Consider the following 17,117-nt stretch of genomic DNA (forward strand, 5'->3'; position numbering starts at 1 on the left):
ACGTCACCGATATCGACACGCATCTCCCCGTCGGCCATCGCCGCCCCTCCCCTGGTTGCTAGATGAGTGTAGCCACGAGAGGCGAAACTGGGGAGAGTCTGTTCGGATACTGTGAATGAATCCGCCCGCCACCGGTCGAGGTGCGAGCTTGCGAGCCTCGAAACCTCGTGAGCGGACAATGACCTCTCACGGAATTTCGAGGCTCGTCGCTAACGCTCCTCACACCTCAATCAGCAGGTGGAAGGGCCTATCCCGGAGACTCAGAGTCCGACGCCGAAGCCTGCGAGGGCGTCGATCAGGGCGTGGGGACGGTCGGCGGGTGGGGCGTCGTGGACGAGGGCGAACTCGCAGCCGAGGGCTCGGGCACCGCCGTCGGCTTCCTCGCTGTCACCGACCATCAGGGCGTCGGACGGCTGGGCGCCGAGACTGTCTAGGGCGGCGTGGAACATGCGGGGATCGGGTTTGATGACACCGACTTCGAACGACAACGCGTACGCGCCGACCAGATCGGCGGCGCCTTCGCGCGCGAAGACCTGACGGAGATCGAAGCAGATGTTGCTGACGATGCCGACCGGAATACCCTGTCGGGAAAGGCTTTTCAGAACGGGAATAGTGTCGGGGTAGGCAATCCACGAATCCGGTTCCAGCACACGCTCGTACAGCGCTTCGGCGTGACCGGGCACCGTCAAACCGGATGCCCGCAGAATCGACACATACGCCTGGCGGTGCAGCTTCGGGTCGAGATCCCTGTTACGCCAGGCGTTCCGGTCGTCGTCGGTGATATCGACGGTGAGCCCGACCGGCTGGGTGAGGCGGCGGATCAGCTCCGCCTGGTGGTCGAGATGAAGCGGTTCGCCGGCCTCGTCGTGCAGGCCGGCGAACCACTCATCGCGATGTTCGAACCGGAACAGCGTTCCGGAGAAGTCGAACAGCACCACCTTCGGCATGCTCATGCCCCGGCCGCTGCCACGACGTCGGCGATGCGTTGCGCGGTGTCGAGTGCGGCGTCGGCGGTACCCGCCTCCACCATCACGCGCACCAGTTGTTCGGTTCCCGAGGGCCGCAACAGAACCCGGCCATTTCCGGCGAGCTCGGCCTCGGCGGCGTCGACCGCCGCCTGGACCTCGGGTGCGCAGGCCACCGCGTGTTTGTCGGCGACCCGCACGTTGATCAGTTCCTGCGGAAGGACTTTCATGATGGCTGACAAGTCGGCCAGGCGCCGGCCCGTCACCGCGAGCTGTTCCATCATCAACAGGCCCGTTGCGATACCGTCGCCGGTGGTGCACACCTGCGGGATCACGATGTGCCCGGATTGTTCACCACCCAGCGAATATCCGCCCCTGCGTAGCTCTTCGAGCACATACCGGTCGCCGACACCGACGGTGCGGACCTCGACGCCGGCATCCTTCATCGCGATATGCAGACCCAGGTTGCTCATGACGGTCGTCACCAGCACACCGTCTTTCAGACGACCGGCGGTATTCATCGCATTCGCGAGAATCGCCATGATCATGTCGCCGTCCACCACGGCGCCCGTCGAGTCGACGGCCAGGCACCGGTCGGCGTCACCATCATGGGCCAGGCCCAGATCGGCACCGTATTCGAGGACGGCGGCCTGCAGCTTGTCCAAATGCGTTGAGCCGCAACCATCGTTGATGTTGACGCCATCGGGATCGGAATGAATCGCGATGACCTTGGCACCGGCATCGGCGTACACCTGCGGCCCCAGGGTCGATGCCGCGCCATTGGCACAATCGACGACCACCGTCACACCGTGCAACGAATGCCCGATGATCGAGGCCAAATGTTTGCGGTAGCGGTCGGCGGCGTCGGGGGCGTCGTGCACGCGGCCCACCGCGGCGCCGATGGGACGCACGAACTCGGCATCCATCGCCGCTTCGATCCGGTCCTCGACATCGTCGGCGAGCTTGTGACCGCCGGCGGCGAAGAACTTGATCCCGTTGTCGGGCATCGGATTATGCGACGCCGAGATCATCACGCCGAAATCGGCACCGTAGTCGGCGGTAAGGAATGCGACGGCCGGGGTGGGCAGCACACCCACCCGGACGGCGTCGACACCCGTCGCGGCCAGACCCGCGCAGACGGCGGCCTCCAGCATCTCGCCGGAAGCGCGCGGATCCCGTCCGACGACGGCACGCGGACGACGCGATACATCATCGGATTCTTCCTGGAAAACGACCGCGGCGGCCGAGGCCAGGCGCAACGCGAACTCGGGGGTGAGTTCGTCGTTGGCCAGGCCCCGGACGCCGTCGGTTCCGAAAAGGCGAGCCACGCGTCAGCGCTTGGAGTACTGCGACGCCTTGCGGGCCTTCTTCAGGCCGTACTTCTTGCGCTCCACGGCACGCGGGTCGCGGGTCAGGAAGCCGGCCTTCTTCAGCGCCGGACGATCATCGGGAGTGACCTCGATGAGGGCACGGGCGATCGCCAGACGCAGCGCGCCGGCCTGACCCGAGGGGCCACCACCGACGAGGCGGGCGAACACGTCGAACGACTCAGTGCGCTCGACGGTGACCAGCGGAGCCTTGATGATCTGCTGGTGCACCTTGTTGGGGAAGTAATCCTCCAGGGTGCGGCCGTTCAGCTTGAAGTCACCCGAACCCGGCACCAGACGCACGCGGACCACGGCTTCCTTGCGGCGGCCGACGGTCTGGATAGGACGGTCGATAACGATCGGCGCACGCTCGATGACCTCGGTCTCGACGATCTCGGTGTCGTAGTCGTCAGCGGCGACCTCGGCATCGTAGCCGTCCTCGGCCTGTTCGACGACGTCCTCGATGTTCTCCACAGCGTCGTTGGTCTCGTTGCTCACTGGGCCACCTGCTTGATCTCGAAGGGCACGGGGCGCTGGGCCGCGTGGGGATGGTTCGGGCCGGCGTACACCTTCAGCTTGGAGGCGATGGCGTCGCTGAGCTTGTTCTTGGGGAGCATGCCCTTGACGGCTTTCTCCACGACGCGCTCGGGGTGCGAGGCGAGCAGTTCGGCGGTGGTGCGGACCGTCAGGCCACCCGGATGCCCGGAGTGCCGGTAGTTCTTCTTGGTGTCGGCCTTGCCGTTGGTCAGGGCGACCTTGTCGGCGTTGATGATGATGACGAAGTCACCACCGTCGACGTTGGGGGCGTAGGTCGGCTTGTTCTTGCCGCGCAGCAGATTGGCGGTCTGCACGGCCAGCCGGCCGAGCACCACGTCGGTGGCGTCGATGACATGCCACGCGCGCGTGATGTCACCGGCCTTCGGTGCGTAGGTAGGCACAGTTGGTCCTCAACTCTTCTACTTGTGGATGCTGGTCGAGTACGTGAGCAGAGGAACTCCCGGCGACCAGTGGGGACCCGGGCCTCGACTATCAGCAACCCGCGAAAGAGCTACAGATGCCACGCACCAGCGATCAAGGCTACGCGGGCCCACCGGTCAGGGTCAAAACGCGCACCAACGTGAGTATCGGCACTCGCGGCCGGTCAGCAGCTCGCGACCACCCGTTTCGCAGCTGTGGCCGGATCCAGTGCGTGCAGGATCAGCCCGATGACAGTGTCGTCATATGGCACCCGACCGTGAAAGACATCGGCGGCCGGGCAGTGATCCTGCACCACGACATTGGTCACGTTCGGGCCCGGCGGCAACATCGATTCCGAGAGGGCGACGACGCGGTCGTTCCGGGAGCTGATCGTCACGTAATTCACTCCCGGTCGCGTCAATCCGTTCCGGGCGATCTCCCGCATGTAACCCGAGTTCTTGACGCCATCGGCGGCGGCGGGAACCGTCGCGTTCATCAGTGCCCTCCCGCCCGGAACCTTCGCAAGCCACTCGAGCATCCCGTAGAAGCTCATTCCGCGCATCGGCGAGGCGACCGCGACGAACGTGTGGATATCGGTGTGACCGCCGAGTTCATTGATGAGATAGAACGGCACCATCCCGCCTTCGGAGTACCCGACGACATCCACCTTCTCGGCCCCTGTCCGTGCCTTGACCGTGTCGATGAACCGGCCGATCTCGGCGGCCGACCGGCGAAGGTCACCCATCTGATGAAAGGGGCCGTCGATGCGGGTGCCGTAGTCCAGTCCGAAGACGCAGTATCCGGCCGCCGCGAGCTTCGGAGCGGCCTTTGACCAGGTCGCGTACTTGTTGAGGAAGGCACCGTTGAGCAGCACCACCGGGCGTTCCCGGCCGGAATTGCCGCCGCAACCGGTGTTCATTCCCTGCGGGAGTGCGCCGGGATCAGAGATCGAATACGCCACGGCTCCGGGCCAGTTCTCCTGGATCGGCCCATAGCGGGGTGCCGCCGGGGGTTGTGCGGACCCCGGAGCCTGCACCGACAACCCGACGCAGCCGGCCACCAGCAGCGCTGACAATACGAGGTATCCACGGCTCACCATGCCGGAAATCTAACAGGAGTAGTTTCTTTCCGTGGCCGATTCGCGGCCTGGGATCAACGCGGGCTGATCCGCACCGACGACACCGCCTGCGCACATTCGGCATCGAGCGACTGGCCCTGGTCGCCACCCTGGCAGCCGATACTCACCTGCAGACTGTCGGAAACCAGCACGTACCAGCGGATCGGACTGCCCGATCCGGGTGCCTCACGGTAGCTGATCGCATCCCGGCCGGCGTAGCTCGTCGACGCCGAGAACTCGGTGACCACCGCGTCGCCGCGCTGCCGGATCCGGTTGCGCAGGCTCAGCGCCACCGACTGCTGAGTGGCACCGGCGCGCACCGGACTCAGCACGACCAGCAGCCGCCGCCCGTCGGTCCGGTCGGCGAACACGGTACGACGCGGCCCCGACCGGGTGGCCCCGTCGGGCGGACCGGTCCGCTGCCACTGCCCGGGCACCATCAGCAATACGCGGTCCACCGTCACCGTCTCGACCGAAGGGCCCGCGACCGCGCCACCACGCACCGCGGCCAACGCCCCGGCCAGCGCCACTATCACCATGATCAGGAGTCCCGCCATGACCGGCCATCTCCGATACCACCGGCGTCCCCTGGGTTCCGGACCGTCCGTGGGTGTCCACGCCGGCAGTTGCGGCCGGTCCGGCGCTCCGCGCAGCCCGTAGTCGCGAACCAGGCCGCGATCGGCGACGATCACCCTGCCCACGACCACCGCCGACGTGATCACCTCGACGGCATGCGCGACCGTCTCCGGGTCGTCGCCATCGATGATCACCGCCTCGACGGAATCGTCGATCAGCTCGCAGATGTCGTTCTCGGGCCGGTCCGGTTCGACGATACCGTGCTCGTCGACCTCCCAGCCGTACTCCGTACGGATCACGATCGCCACATCCCAGAACGACGACCGTTCTGGTGTTTCCGGATGCGCCGGGAGATGGGTGGTCTCCACGACCGCGCACCGGCGCAACGCCACGTCGGCATGGGCGGCGGCGACGAGGGCGGAGCGCGCGACCACCCGTACGGGGCACCGCATCGCCGCGGCGGCTTCCTCGATGGCCTTGCGGCGGACATCGCCCCATGCGCTGGGTACCCCGAGCACCAGCGGTATGGGCCCACCGTGACATGCCGCACGGTACTCGGTCAGGTCCCGCAGGAACGCCGACCACATCGCCGAAACAGGCTGCGGCGCACCGTCGACGACGACGGTCGGGGCGTCGGCCGCCGCCAGCAGCCAGCCGATTGTTATGTCACGACCGTCGATGACGGTCCGGCCGTACGCGAGGTCGGCCACGGGATCCGCTGCGAACGGCGTATCAGCGCTGGTCACGACACGTCCCCCGATTCCGGTTCCCCGGGTTCGGACTGCGGTGTTTCCCGTTCGGGCACTTCGGATTCCGAAAACGCGGATATGGACGGTTCAGGTGGACATATCGCCACCTGAACCATCTCGGTGGGACGGTTGCGCGAGACAAGTTCACCGCGACCGGGTACGAGAGTTCGCATCCGGGAGCGGCCGACGATGAACCCTTCCTCCCGGTCGCCGCTCATCAGCAGCACGTCGCACGACAGTTCCCGCAGCCGGGTGATCAACGGGTCGTACAACGCACGCCCCACACCGCCGGATCGTCGCGTCAACACGATCCGCAGACCCACATCGCGGGCATTGGCGGCGACGTCGAGCATCGCCAGCAGCGGGTTGGCGCTGGCCGTGGCGACCATGTCGTAGTCGTCGACGATGACATACACGTCCGGACCCGACCACCAGCTGCGATCACGCAGCTGCTGCGGGGTCACATCCTCAGGCGGCATCCGTGCGGTGAGGTAGGTGGCCAGTTGCGCCATCATCGTCGTCGCGGTCTGCGCGGACGATGCCGAACCGGCCAAGTACTCGTCGTCGACGACACCGAGCAGCGTGCGCCGGTAGTCGATGAGCACGATCTTCACCTGCTCAGGTGTCGCGCCCGCGGTCAGCCCGTCGACGATCGTGCGCAGCAGCGTAGTCTTGCCGTGTTCGATGTCGGCGAATGCCATCAGGTGCGGTTGCACACCGAAATCATGGACGACAGGGGCCAATTCGGATTCACCGATTCCGATCGCCACCTGTCCCGGTCCGAGGGCGATCTGCGCGGCGATCACCACCTCGGCGACCTCCGCCGAGGTGATCGACGTTCCCAGCCTGCGCACCGGCGCAGCACCGCGATCGGGGAAGCGGGCACCGACCTGCTCGACGGACGACGCGACAGCCAGTGCCAGATCCTCTGTTGCCGAAGACATGTCGAGTCTGGGCAGGGCGATCAGCATGTGCAGTTCGCCGGGTGCGACGCCGCGACCGGGCCGGTCCTGCGGAACCAGTGCCGCAGCCCGGCGGCCCAGTTCGGAGTCGATCGGGTCACCGAGGCGAAGTTCGATACGGGTGCCGAGCAGATCCTTGATCGCGGGCCGGACCTCGGCCCAGCGGGTGGCGGTGACGATCACGTGAACTCCGTACGACAATCCCTGGGACACAATCGAAGTGAAGGTCTCCTCCATGGATTCCAGGTCGGCCCGCAGGGCGGCGATCCCGTCGAGGATCAGGAACACGTCGCCGTGCCTGTCGTCGGCGAGATCTTCGTCCGGCAACGTCCGACCCGTCCGTAGCCACTCGGCGCGACGGGACCGGTAGTCGCGCATGGACTCGATCCCGTGCCTGGCAAAACGCGCCTCACGTGCGCGGACCACCCCGGCGACCTCGGCGATGGTGCGGCGCACGCCATCCATATCGCCGCGTCCGCACACGGACCCGACGTGCGGCAGCCCGGCAAGACCGGCGAGGCTGCCGCCGCCGAAGTCCAGACAGTAGAACTGCACCTGCTCCGGCGTGTGCGTGGCCGCGGCGGACAGCACGATGGTGCGCACCGCGGTCGACTTGCCGGACTGTGGTCCGCCCGCGATCGCCACGTTGCCCGAGGCTCCCGCCAGGTCGATGACCAGCGGATCACGCCGCTGGTCGGCGGGTCTGTCGACGATGCCGATCGGCAGCCGCAGCGTCCCCGTAGGCGTACCGCCCACGAGTTGGGCGACCGTGGGTGATTCATCCAGCGGCGGCAGCCAGACCTCGTGGGCGGGTGTTCCGTGCCCTTCGATGCGGCGCAGCAACGTCTCGAGCAGCGATGCGGCTGCGGGACTCGACACCGCAGGTGGCGGCTCGATGGGTTGCGGAACAGTGTCCAGCGGGTCCGGTATCGGTTCCTCGTCCAGCAACGCCTGCGCCATGTCCAGGAGCGACGGTCCCGTCACGCGGCCCATCGCATCGGCTGAGTCCTGTTCTGCTCGTGTCGGTTCCGCCCATACGGGTTCCGAACTGAACGGGACGATCGTCACCGAGTCCGACCCGCCTGAACCGCCCGGGCCTGCCGCACCCGACGTGGGTGGCTCGTAGGTGCCGGACACATAGCAGGCGTTGAACCTGAGGGGTTCGGCCGAATCGCACTTGAGATAGCCCGCACCGGGAACGCTCGGCAGATGGTAGGCGTCGGGCACACCGAGAACCGATCGGGACTCGTTGGCCGAGAACGTCTTCAGACCGATCCGGTACGACAGGTGACTATCGAGGCCGCGGAGCTTTCCCTCCTCGAGTCGCTGCGAAGCGAGCAGCAGATGGATGTGCAGCGATCGGCCCAGCCGGCCGATGGCTACGAACAACTCGGCGAAATCAGGCTTCTGGGAGAGCAATTCGGAGAACTCGTCGACCACGATGAACAACGCGGGCAGCGGCGCGAGGTCGGCACCGGCCAGGCGGGCTCGTTCGTAGTCTCCGACATTCGCGAAATTTCCAGCCGCACGCAGGATCTCCTGGCGGCGGTTCATCTCCCCCGACAGCGCGTCCTTCATCCGGTCCACCATGGCGAGCTCTTGCTCAAGGTTGGTGATGACCGCGGCCACGTGCCGCGCACGATCCATCCCGAGAAAGGTTGCGCCGCCCTTGAAGTCGACCAGAACCAGATTGAGTTCGGTCGGCGAATGCGTTGCGATGAGTGCCAGGACAAGTGTGCGGAGAAACTCGGACTTTCCCGATCCCGTTGCGCCGACGCATAATCCGTGCGGACCCATGCCGCCGTGGGCGCTTTCCTTGATGTCCAGTTCCACCCGGGCGCCCGACGGCGTCCAGCCGACGGGAACACGCAGCCGGTCCCGGCCCGACCTGCGGCGCCACGCCGAGTCCGGGTCGAACGCCGTCGCATCGCGGATATCCAGAAGCGCCGTCAGACCAGGATCTGTTGCCACAGAATCTGATTCGAGAGACACCAGCGATGCGGCGGTGGTCAGCCGGTAGCGGGCCAGCCGGCGCGCGACCGCCTGCGCCTGGGGGATCGACAGCGCATCCATCTCGGCGAACTCCTCGATCCCGGCGTTGCTGCGTGCCGAGAGCCGGCCGCCGGACACCCTCAGATGGAGCCCGCGGCGCACCGCAAGTTCCGTTGGCGTACGCGAGATGTCGATGATGCTCACACCGTCGACACCGGAGTCGTCGGCGATGCGTTCGTCACCGGTGACGCGGCCGTCGTCGATCACCACCACCAGATGCACCTGACCGGCAACCGGCGGTGCCGACCGGGAGAACCGCGACCGGTCGCGCAGTTCACCGGCCAGGGACTCCTCCAGCGCGGACAGGTCCGAGTAGACCATGCGGCCCGGCCCCAGCACATCGACCCGCGACGGATGTCCTACGTGCGGAAGCCATTTGACCCAGTCCCAGTCCGGCCCGGCAGGATCGGCGGTGACCACCGCGATCCGCAACTGATCCGGCGCATGCGCTACCGCGAGACTGATCAGCATGGCGCGCACCAGACTTCGGGATTCCTCCGGTGATCCACCGATGGCGACGGCCGGAAAGCCGCGCAGCGACACCGCGGTGGGCATGCCGTGCACCACCGAATGGGTGCGGACGAACCGGCGCAATGCCACCATCGACACCGGTTCCAGATCCTCGATGGGTCCCACTTCGGGAGGCATCAGCCGCAGCGCGAGGCGGTGCGCGCCGACACCGACCCGGACATGAGCGAAATCGGCGTCCCCCGAACGTCGTTCCCACATCCGGCGGGTGCCCATGATGTCATGCGCCGCAGCGGGATCCGGGTGGCTCCAGGCCAACGCCCGACGCTGCTCCTGCGCGCTGTCGCGGACCTGACGACGCAGCTGGCCCAGATAGCGAAAATAGTCCTTGCGTTCCTCGTTGAGCTCGGCCGCGCGTTTGCCGCCGTTTCCCGACCGTCCCGCGGCGAACATCCCCACCATCGACATGAGCATCATCATCGGGAACATCAGGAACAGCGGGTTGCTCATCATCTGCCGCCCACCCGTGACGAACATCAGGCCGACCATCCCGACGACCGCAACCACCATCACCACCGGCAACAACCGGGTGAGCAGGTTGCCGGGCACCGCGCGCGGCACTTCCGGCGGCGCCGACAGCGCAAGTTCGCCGCCGGGCATTCGTGGCGCCGGCAACCGGTTACGCCGGACAAAGCCCTCCGTGGTGACAACCATCTGACAGATCCCCCGTTTCCCCCTGCGCCCGCGTGCTGTGCATTCCGGGCTGGCCTACCGGCCTTCGATTGTGCACAATAGGCGCCAATCGGCCATCGTAGCCGTAGCTTCTGGGGGGGAAGGAACTTCGTTGTCCCAAGGTATCCAGCGATCTGCCGGCAGCACCGCGCCGTCCGCAGACCAGGGGTTCATCGGCGAGCCCGACCTGGTGCGCGTCTCGGTGCTGGGTGGTAACACCCAGTTCGACGTAGGCCTGCCCGCAGGTGTGTCCATCGCAGACCTGATTCCGGAACTGTTGGCACACATAAGATCTCGTGTTGACAATTTGCCCCGCGGGGCTACTGCGCGGCGTGCCGACGACGATGAGGCTCCATCGGCGAAGCCACACCTGTGGACGTTGTCGATGATCGGTGGCGAACGTCTTCCGACGCACCTGACGTTGTCCGACGCCGGTGTTCGCGATGGTGAACTTCTGGTACTACAGTCCACAAAATCCGGTTCGGTACCGCCCCTGTTCGATGACGTGATCGACGCCATTGCCCGGCTCGGTGACGAACAATCGGCACACTGGTCGGCGACGGCGGCCCGGTACACCGGATACCTCGCAGCCATCGCCGCGTCGGCGCTCACCGCGCTCGCACTTCTCGTGGCCGACAGTCCCGGAATCGTGTGGCCACTGATCGTGTCGTCCGCCACCTGTGCGGCACTGGTCCTCGCCGGCGCCGTGGTGTACCGGATCCACCACGACGCGGCCACCTCGGTGGCGCTACTGTGCGCCGCGCTGCCGCAGGCGATGGCCACCGGAATGCTGTTCGTGCCCGGCGACATCGGCCGGGCCGATATCTGCCTGGGCAGTGTCGTGGCACTACTGGTAACCGTGGTGTCCTATCGCGTCACAGGCGCAGGCGCACTGTGCCATTCGGCAGCCACTACCGCATGCGTTCTCGGCGCGATCGCCGCCGGCGCCGCCCTGGTGGCCGGATCCTCCCCCGCCGCGACGGGTGCGGCGACCGCCGCCTGCGCGTTGTCGGCGATCGCCCTGGCTCCCCGGTTGACCATCATGCTGGCAAAACTCCCGCTTCCGCCGGTCCCCACAGCCGGCGACGCCGGCGACCTCGTCGACCACGAACCGTCGCCGACGATCGAGGGTATCGGCGCGGTAGGCGCGATGACGCTGCCCGACGCGGGAACTCTCGAACGGCGGGCCGCACTCGCCGGCGACTACCTGACCGGCATTCTCGCCGGCGCCGCGCTGATCGTCGTCGTCGCGACGCTGGTATCGGTGTCGTGGCACTCGCCGGCATCCGCGGGCCCGATTCCCGTCACCGTCGTGCTGGCCGGAGTCATCTGCGCGGTGCTGTGTCTGCGCGGCCGGTCGCACGGAGGTCGGGCACCGGCCGCGATCCTGATCGGTGCCGGCGTACTCACCTGGCTCGGAGTGCTCGTCACGGTGCTGTTCACCGCCGACCTCGCGGCAGGCGGTGTCGTGGCGGCCGGCCTGATGACCATCGTCGCGGCGGCCACCATCGGCGTCGTGGCCCCCAGGCATGAGTTCTCGCCGGTGCAGCGGCGTGCGGCCGAGCTCGGTGAATACGTCCTGGTCGCCACGATCGTGCCCCTGCTGCTGTGGATTCTCGACCTCTATCAGGTAGTACGGAATCTGTGACCGGGACCGTCCGCGGCCTCACCCGACTCGTGCTGGTCGCTCTGTTCGCCGTCGCCGCAACACAATTCACCGCGCCGACGGCGGTGGCCATCGAACCGCCGAGCATCGATCGCCGGGCGCTGCCCACCGCCGCACCGGTGACACCCAACGAGCCGACACAGCGCCGCACCCTGTGCGCCCGCCCGATCACCACCCGGCCGACGACGCCGCCGGCGGCCCAGCAACTGCTGAATCTTCCTGCCGCGTGGAAACTTTCCCGGGGATCGGGCCAGAAGGTCGCCGTCATCGACACCGGAGTCACGCCGCACAAGCGACTGGCCAGGGTGATCGGTGGCGGCGACTACGTCTCGTCGGGCGACGGTCTCGACGACTGCGACGCCCACGGCACGCTCGTCGCGGGCATCATCGCCGCCGAACCCGCAACCGACGACGAATTCTCAGGTGTCGCACCGGAAGCCACGATCATCTCCATCCGGCAGTCCAGCGGGGCATACTCCGCAACCGGTACCCGAGCCTCGTCGCACGACGACGATGCCGCCGTCAGCACCGGCTACGGCACCGTCAGCACTCTCGCACGGGCGGTGGTGCGGGCTGTCGACCTCGGTGCGAGCGTCATCAACATTTCCGAGGTGGCGTGTGTGCGCGCCACCGAGAAGTTCGATGACCGTTCGCTCGGAGCAGCGGTCCGGTATGCGTTCCGGCGGGACGTGGTCGTGGTGGCCGCGGCCGGCAACCTGTCGTCGTCGCCCCAATGCCAGACCCAGAACCCCGGACCGGCGGTCCCCGGCTACGGCTGGGACAACCGTGCCGGATGGAAGTCCGTGCTGACCGTCGCCAGCCCGGCCTGGTTCAGCCCGTACGTGCTCACCGTCGGCGCGGTGAACTCCACCGACGGATCGCCCGCGGAATTCAGTGTCCACGGCCCGTGGGTCGGTGTCGCCGCGCCCGGCACCGACATCGTCAGCCTCACCAACGCCGGCCGCGGCCTGGCTGGAGCATATCGCTCAGATGAAGGATCAATTCCCATCCGGGGCACCAGCTTTGCCGCTCCATACGTCGCCGGGACCGCGGCGCTGGTGCGTTCACGCTTCCCGCGACTGACGGCGGCGCAGGTCATCGAACGCATCATCCGCACCGCACACGGGAGCGGATCGGGGCACGACGTAGCCGTAGGCTACGGCGTCGTCGACCCTGTCGCCGCGCTCACCACGGAGTTGCCCGACGAATCCGACGGCGGTGGCTTGTACACGGGCGGTCCGGCCGAACCGCGGTCGGCGCCGATCGCCGCACCACCGGCAGCACCCACTCCGGATCGGTCGCCACGTAACCGTGCGCTTTGGGGCTCGGGCATCGGCGTCACGATCATCGTCGCGACGTTGCTGCTCGCGCTGCCCAACCGGCGTGTGCGCAGACTCCATCCCGACGAGTACTGAGATATCCCCGCAAACACCGAGATCGCACTGGGCGAAAGGACGAAAGTCGCTGTACCGAACCGCGATCTACCGGCCGGACAGCTCATGTGCGAAGATGTCCCACGCGCCAGCTACACCGAAAACGGTTTCGGTGTCGAGATCGCAAGGGAGTATCGTCGTGTGGGATTCATTTTGGGACTTTCTCTGGTCCACGATCCTGGTCTTTGCATTCATCGCATACCTGATCATCCTGTGGCACATCATCGTTGACCTGTTCCGCGACCGCAACACCTCGGGATTGAAGAAGGCCATCTGGATGGTGTTCCTCATCCTTTTCCCCTACCTCACATCAATCATCTATCTGATCGCACGAGGCAAGGGAATGAACGAGCGGCAGATCGCGGCCGTCAAGGAGGCCAAGTCGGCGAGCGACGACTACATTCGCTCCGTCGCGGGATCGAGCCCGACCCAGCAGATCGCATCAGCCAAGGCATTGCTCGACTCGGGAGCGATCTCCCAGGACGAATTCGAGACGCTCAAGGCCAAGGCCCTCGCGTCCTGATTCGATGACATCGTGTGGTCGGTGATGGTCGGCAACAGCCGGCCGCCACCGACCACACGTGTCTTTGAGCGCTACTTTCGGGCTGTCCGGGCGGGGCGCAGTTCCCGCGGGAGGGCGAAGGTGAGGGTTTCCTCAGCAGTATTGACCGTCGAGACATCGTCGTAGCCGTGTTCGGCGAGCAACTCGACAACCCCGCGTACGAGGACCTCGGGTACCGACGCACCGGAGGTGACACCGACCGTGGAGACCCCGTCGAGCCAGGACGCGTCGATCTCACGTGCGTAGTCGACGAGGTAGGCGGCGTCGGCACCGTTCTGCAGCGCCACCTCCACCAGCCGCACCGAGTTGGAGGAGTTCTTGGAACCCACCACGATCACCAGCTCGCACTGCGGGGCCATCGCCTTGACCGCCACCTGACGGTTCTGGGTGGCGTAGCAGATGTCGTCACTCGGCGGATCCGACAGGTGCGGGAAACGCTCACGCAGCCGGTCGACCGTGGCCATGGTCTCGTCCACCGACAGGGTGGTCTGCGAGAGCCAGATCACCTTCGACTCGTCGCGCACGGCCACGTTCTCGACGCTGGCCGGGCCGTCGACGAGCTGGATGTGCTCGGGCGCCTCGCCGGCGGTGCCCTCGACCTCCTCGTGGCCCTCGTGCCCGATCAGCAGGATGTCGTAGTCGTCGCGGGCGAAGCGTTTGGCCTCCTGGTGCACCTTGGTGACCAGCGGACACGTGGCATCGATGGTCTTGAGGTTGCGTTCGGCGGCCGTCTTGTGGACCTCCGGCGACACCCCGTGCGCGGAGAACACCACGATCGCGCCCTCGGGCACGTCGTCGGTCTCACCCACGAACACCGCACCCCGTTCGGTCAGCGTCTCGACGACGTGCCGGTTGTGCACGATCTCCTTGCGTACATAGACCGGTGCGCCGTACTTGTCGAGGGCACGTTCCACTGTTTCGACCGCACGGTCGACACCCGCGCAGTACCCTCGCGGTTCGGCCAGCAGGACACGTTTGGAATCAGCCACGACATCAAGGGTACGTGTTGGACGCCCCGCGTATGAATGGCAGAGTTGTGACATGGTCCGCGCACCCTATACCGTCCGCATCGCCGCAGGTCTGATCGTGACCGCGCTCGAGGAGACGCAAAAGCTACCCACCTTGGTCGTCACCCTGCCGATGACTGCGCTCAGTGAGGCGCTGCAATTCGGTATGCGTCTGCAGCAGGGCGTGGCAGGTCTCGCCATCAAGGGCGACCTGGCACTCGAGCTGATGTTCGACAGGCCGAGCGAAGAACCCTCGTGGGCACGGTTCGACGACGACGAACCCGAGCTGTCTCTGGTCCCGACCGAACAGCCGGGCGCCGATGCCCTCGACGACCAGCCCGAACCTCCCGTCGCCGACCTCGAAGCCGATCCCGAAGCGGTCGATCCCGAAGCCGCAGAGCCGGAAGCCGAGAAGCCGGCAGTCGAGGCCACCGGGCCGGAGGCAGGCAGTGCCGAGGCAGAACTTGCCGAGCCGGAAAACCAGGTCACGGAGCCGGAGGCGGCCATTGCCGAACCTGAGCCGGTGTCCGATGACGAACCGGTCACTCTCGACTCGGCACCTCCCGCCGGCCGGTTCGCCCTGTACAGCTCGGCACCCGAGACCGTCGTGAAGGCCGCCACGGCCGGCACCGACGCCCCCGCGATCGACGGTCCCGTACCCGAGGTCGTCGAGTACATCGAGTACGACCGCCTGACACTCGCCCAGTTGCGGGCAAAGCTGCGTACCGTCGACGCCGATGATCTGTCGGCACTGCTGGACTATGAGCGGGCCACCAAGGCGCGGGTGCCGTTCATCACGATGATCGAGAATCGGGTCACGGCGCAGCAGAAGCGGCATTCGACGACGTGACCGGCGGGGTTTACACCTCCGCGGGCGGCGACGAGCGCACCGCCAACACACCGGACAATCCGTGGCCGGTCCGGACGGTCAACACCAAGATCGCCGACTGGGTGCACAAGCTGGGGCAGATCTGGGTCGAGGGCCAGATCACCCAGATCAGCCGGCGACCCCGCAGCCGGGTCGCGTTCATCACGCTGCGTGATCCGGCCGCTGACATGTCCGTGCAGGTCACGTGCAATCCGGACCTGCTTGACCGGGCGCCGGTGCCGCTGACCGAGGGCAGTCGCGTAGTGATGCTGGGGCGTCCCACGTTCTACACCGGCCGGGCCACGCTGTCGTTGCGGGTCTCCGACATCCGGCCCGTCGGGATCGGCGAACTGCTCGCCCGCATCGAAAGGCTGCGGCAGCTGCTCGCCGCCGAGGGATTGTTCGATCCGCGACTCAAGCAACCACTGCCGTTCCTGCCGAAGGCGGTCGGCCTGATCTCGGGCCGGGCCAGTGCCGCGCAGCGCGACGTGGTGGCCGTGGCCACCGCCCGCTGGCCGTCGGTGCGCTTCGAGATCCGCGACGCCACCGTGCAGGGTCCGGCGGCGGTACCGAGCATCCTGCCGCTGCTGGCCGACCTCGACGCCGCCGAGCACGTCGAGGTCATCGTCATCGCCCGCGGCGGCGGCAGCGTCGAGGACCTGCTGCCGTTCTCCGACGAGACGCTGCTGCGGGCGGTGTCCGCGTGCCGCACGCCGGTGATCAGCGCGATCGGCCACGAACCCGACAGCCCGCTCCTCGACCATGTGGCCGATGTGCGTGCTGCCACCCCTACCGACGCCGCCAAACGCGCCGTACCCGACGTGCAGGCCGAGCTGACCGCGATCGCCGATCTACGCAGACGCAGCGCCCACGCCCTGCGCAACTGGGTGCACCGGGAGGCGCACGGGCTGGCGGGGCTGCGCGCCCGGCCCGTCCTCGCCAGACCACTGACCATGATCGATGCCCGCGCCGACGACATCACCCGGATGCGCTCAACCCTGCGCCGCGACATCAGCCGCGCCGTCGACGGCGAACAGCGCCGCGTCGAACATCTGGCCGCACGACTGAGCACCTTGGGCCCCGCACAGACCCTGGCCCGCGGCTATGCGGTGGTACAGCGGCTCGACGCCGACGACCCGCACGCGGTGTCGTCGGTGGCCGATCTGCCCGAAGGCGCACGAATCCGGATACGGGTCGCCGACGGTGCGGCCCCAGCAGTCATCGAAGCGGCGACTGTTCACACCGAGGGAGAGAAGTGACCAAGGACCAGCGCACCCCAGTGGCCGAACTCGGCTACGAAGCGGCCCGCGACGAACTCGTCGAGGTGGTCACGCTGCTCGAACGCGGCGGACTCGGCCTCGACGCCTCGCTGGCCCTCTGGGAACGAGGTGAAGCACTGGCCGCCCGCTGCCAGGAGCACCTCGCCGGCGCCCGGCAGCGCATCGAAAAGGCTTTGGGACCGGACGAATAGGCCGTCAGGCGACAGACTTGGGCAGCGGGTCCTGCGCCATGACGGCTTTCGCGATCTGCTCGATATCGGCTTCCGATCCCTTCGAGCGGACGCCGATGCGGACGTCGCCGAGGTCGGCGATCCAGAATCTGTTCTTGTTCTCGCCGTCGTACACCACCCACGAGT

The 17,117-nt window shown here is 67.1% G+C and carries 14 protein-coding genes; 6 read left to right on the forward strand and 8 right to left on the reverse strand.

The genetic code is table 11. The features are described 5' to 3' along the window. Positions 1-260: 260 nt before the first annotated feature. The 7 genes from KDB67_RS09495 to eccCa form a co-directional block, all read right to left on the reverse strand. Complete coding sequence (locus KDB67_RS09495; protein ID WP_291015216.1) at positions 261-953, reverse strand: HAD-IA family hydrolase; 693 nt, start codon at positions 951-953, stop codon at positions 261-263. Beyond that, the gene (gene glmM / locus KDB67_RS09500; protein ID WP_291015218.1) at positions 950-2,293 is read right to left on the reverse strand and encodes a phosphoglucosamine mutase; all 1,344 of its coding nucleotides are present in this window, start codon (positions 2,291-2,293) and stop codon (positions 950-952) included. The genes KDB67_RS09495 and glmM overlap by 4 nt, the downstream gene beginning before the upstream one ends. A gap of 3 nt (positions 2,294-2,296) precedes the next feature. Beyond that, on the reverse strand, positions 2,297-2,830 hold the full coding sequence (gene rpsI / locus KDB67_RS09505) for a 30S ribosomal protein S9 (protein WP_291015220.1): 534 nt from the start codon (positions 2,828-2,830) through the stop codon (positions 2,297-2,299). Further along, positions 2,827-3,270, reverse strand: a complete 444-nt coding sequence (gene rplM / locus KDB67_RS09510; protein ID WP_291015223.1) for a 50S ribosomal protein L13 — start codon at positions 3,268-3,270, stop codon at positions 2,827-2,829. Before rplM ends, rpsI begins: the two co-directional genes overlap by 4 nt. A 203-nt stretch (positions 3,271-3,473) precedes the next feature. After that, a complete protein-coding gene (locus KDB67_RS09515; protein WP_291015225.1) occupies positions 3,474-4,388 on the reverse strand; it encodes an alpha/beta fold hydrolase in 915 nt (304 codons plus the stop codon). Between the two features lie 53 nt (positions 4,389-4,441). Beyond that, positions 4,442-5,728 (reverse strand): type VII secretion-associated protein, encoded by a 1,287-nt coding sequence (locus tag KDB67_RS09520; RefSeq protein WP_291015227.1) that lies wholly within the window; start codon positions 5,726-5,728, stop codon positions 4,442-4,444. Further along, on the reverse strand, positions 5,725-9,927 hold the full coding sequence (gene eccCa / locus KDB67_RS09525) for a type VII secretion protein EccCa (protein ID WP_291015230.1): 4,203 nt from the start codon (positions 9,925-9,927) through the stop codon (positions 5,725-5,727). Before eccCa ends, KDB67_RS09520 begins: the two co-directional genes overlap by 4 nt. Before the next feature lie 130 nt (positions 9,928-10,057). Between eccCa and eccD the strand changes: the two genes are divergently transcribed. The 3 genes from eccD to KDB67_RS09540 all read left to right on the forward strand — a co-directional run bounded on the left by eccD (position 10,058) and on the right by KDB67_RS09540 (position 13,567). Continuing rightward, positions 10,058-11,593, forward strand: a complete 1,536-nt coding sequence (eccD, locus tag KDB67_RS09530; RefSeq protein ID WP_291015233.1) for a type VII secretion integral membrane protein EccD — start codon at positions 10,058-10,060, stop codon at positions 11,591-11,593. A gap of 29 nt (positions 11,594-11,622) precedes the next feature. Then, positions 11,623-13,026 carry a type VII secretion-associated serine protease mycosin gene (gene mycP / locus KDB67_RS09535; protein WP_291015245.1) on the forward strand — a complete coding sequence of 468 codons (1,404 nt, stop codon included), beginning with the start codon at positions 11,623-11,625 and terminating at the stop codon, positions 13,024-13,026. 157 nt (positions 13,027-13,183) lie between these two features. Further along, positions 13,184-13,567, forward strand: coding sequence for a PLDc N-terminal domain-containing protein (locus tag KDB67_RS09540; protein ID WP_291015235.1), 384 nt, complete (start codon positions 13,184-13,186; stop codon positions 13,565-13,567). A 71-nt stretch (positions 13,568-13,638) separates the two neighbouring features. Here the strand turns inward: KDB67_RS09540 and KDB67_RS09545 are convergent, their stop codons facing one another. Continuing rightward, positions 13,639-14,595 carry a 4-hydroxy-3-methylbut-2-enyl diphosphate reductase gene (locus KDB67_RS09545; protein ID WP_291015237.1) on the reverse strand — a complete coding sequence of 319 codons (957 nt, stop codon included), beginning with the start codon at positions 14,593-14,595 and terminating at the stop codon, positions 13,639-13,641. Between the two features lie 52 nt (positions 14,596-14,647). Here KDB67_RS09545 and KDB67_RS09550 point away from each other — a divergent pair, with 52 nt between their 5' ends. Genes KDB67_RS09550 through KDB67_RS09560 form a run of 3 tightly spaced genes read left to right on the forward strand, consistent with a single transcriptional unit; the run spans position 14,648 to position 16,952 of the window. Continuing rightward, positions 14,648-15,463 carry a lipid droplet-associated protein gene (locus tag KDB67_RS09550; RefSeq protein WP_291015239.1) on the forward strand — a complete coding sequence of 272 codons (816 nt, stop codon included), beginning with the start codon at positions 14,648-14,650 and terminating at the stop codon, positions 15,461-15,463. Next, positions 15,460-16,740, forward strand: a complete 1,281-nt coding sequence (gene xseA, locus KDB67_RS09555) for an exodeoxyribonuclease VII large subunit (RefSeq protein WP_291015241.1) — start codon at positions 15,460-15,462, stop codon at positions 16,738-16,740. The genes KDB67_RS09550 and xseA overlap by 4 nt, the downstream gene beginning before the upstream one ends. Then, a complete protein-coding gene (locus tag KDB67_RS09560; RefSeq protein ID WP_291015243.1) occupies positions 16,737-16,952 on the forward strand; it encodes an exodeoxyribonuclease VII small subunit in 216 nt (71 codons plus the stop codon). Before xseA ends, KDB67_RS09560 begins: the two co-directional genes overlap by 4 nt. Positions 16,953-17,117: the final 165 nt, after the last annotated feature.

This window comes from Gordonia sp. (in: high G+C Gram-positive bacteria) (genome assembly GCF_020438995.1).
Classification (GTDB): Bacteria; Actinomycetota; Actinomycetes; order Mycobacteriales; family Mycobacteriaceae; genus Gordonia.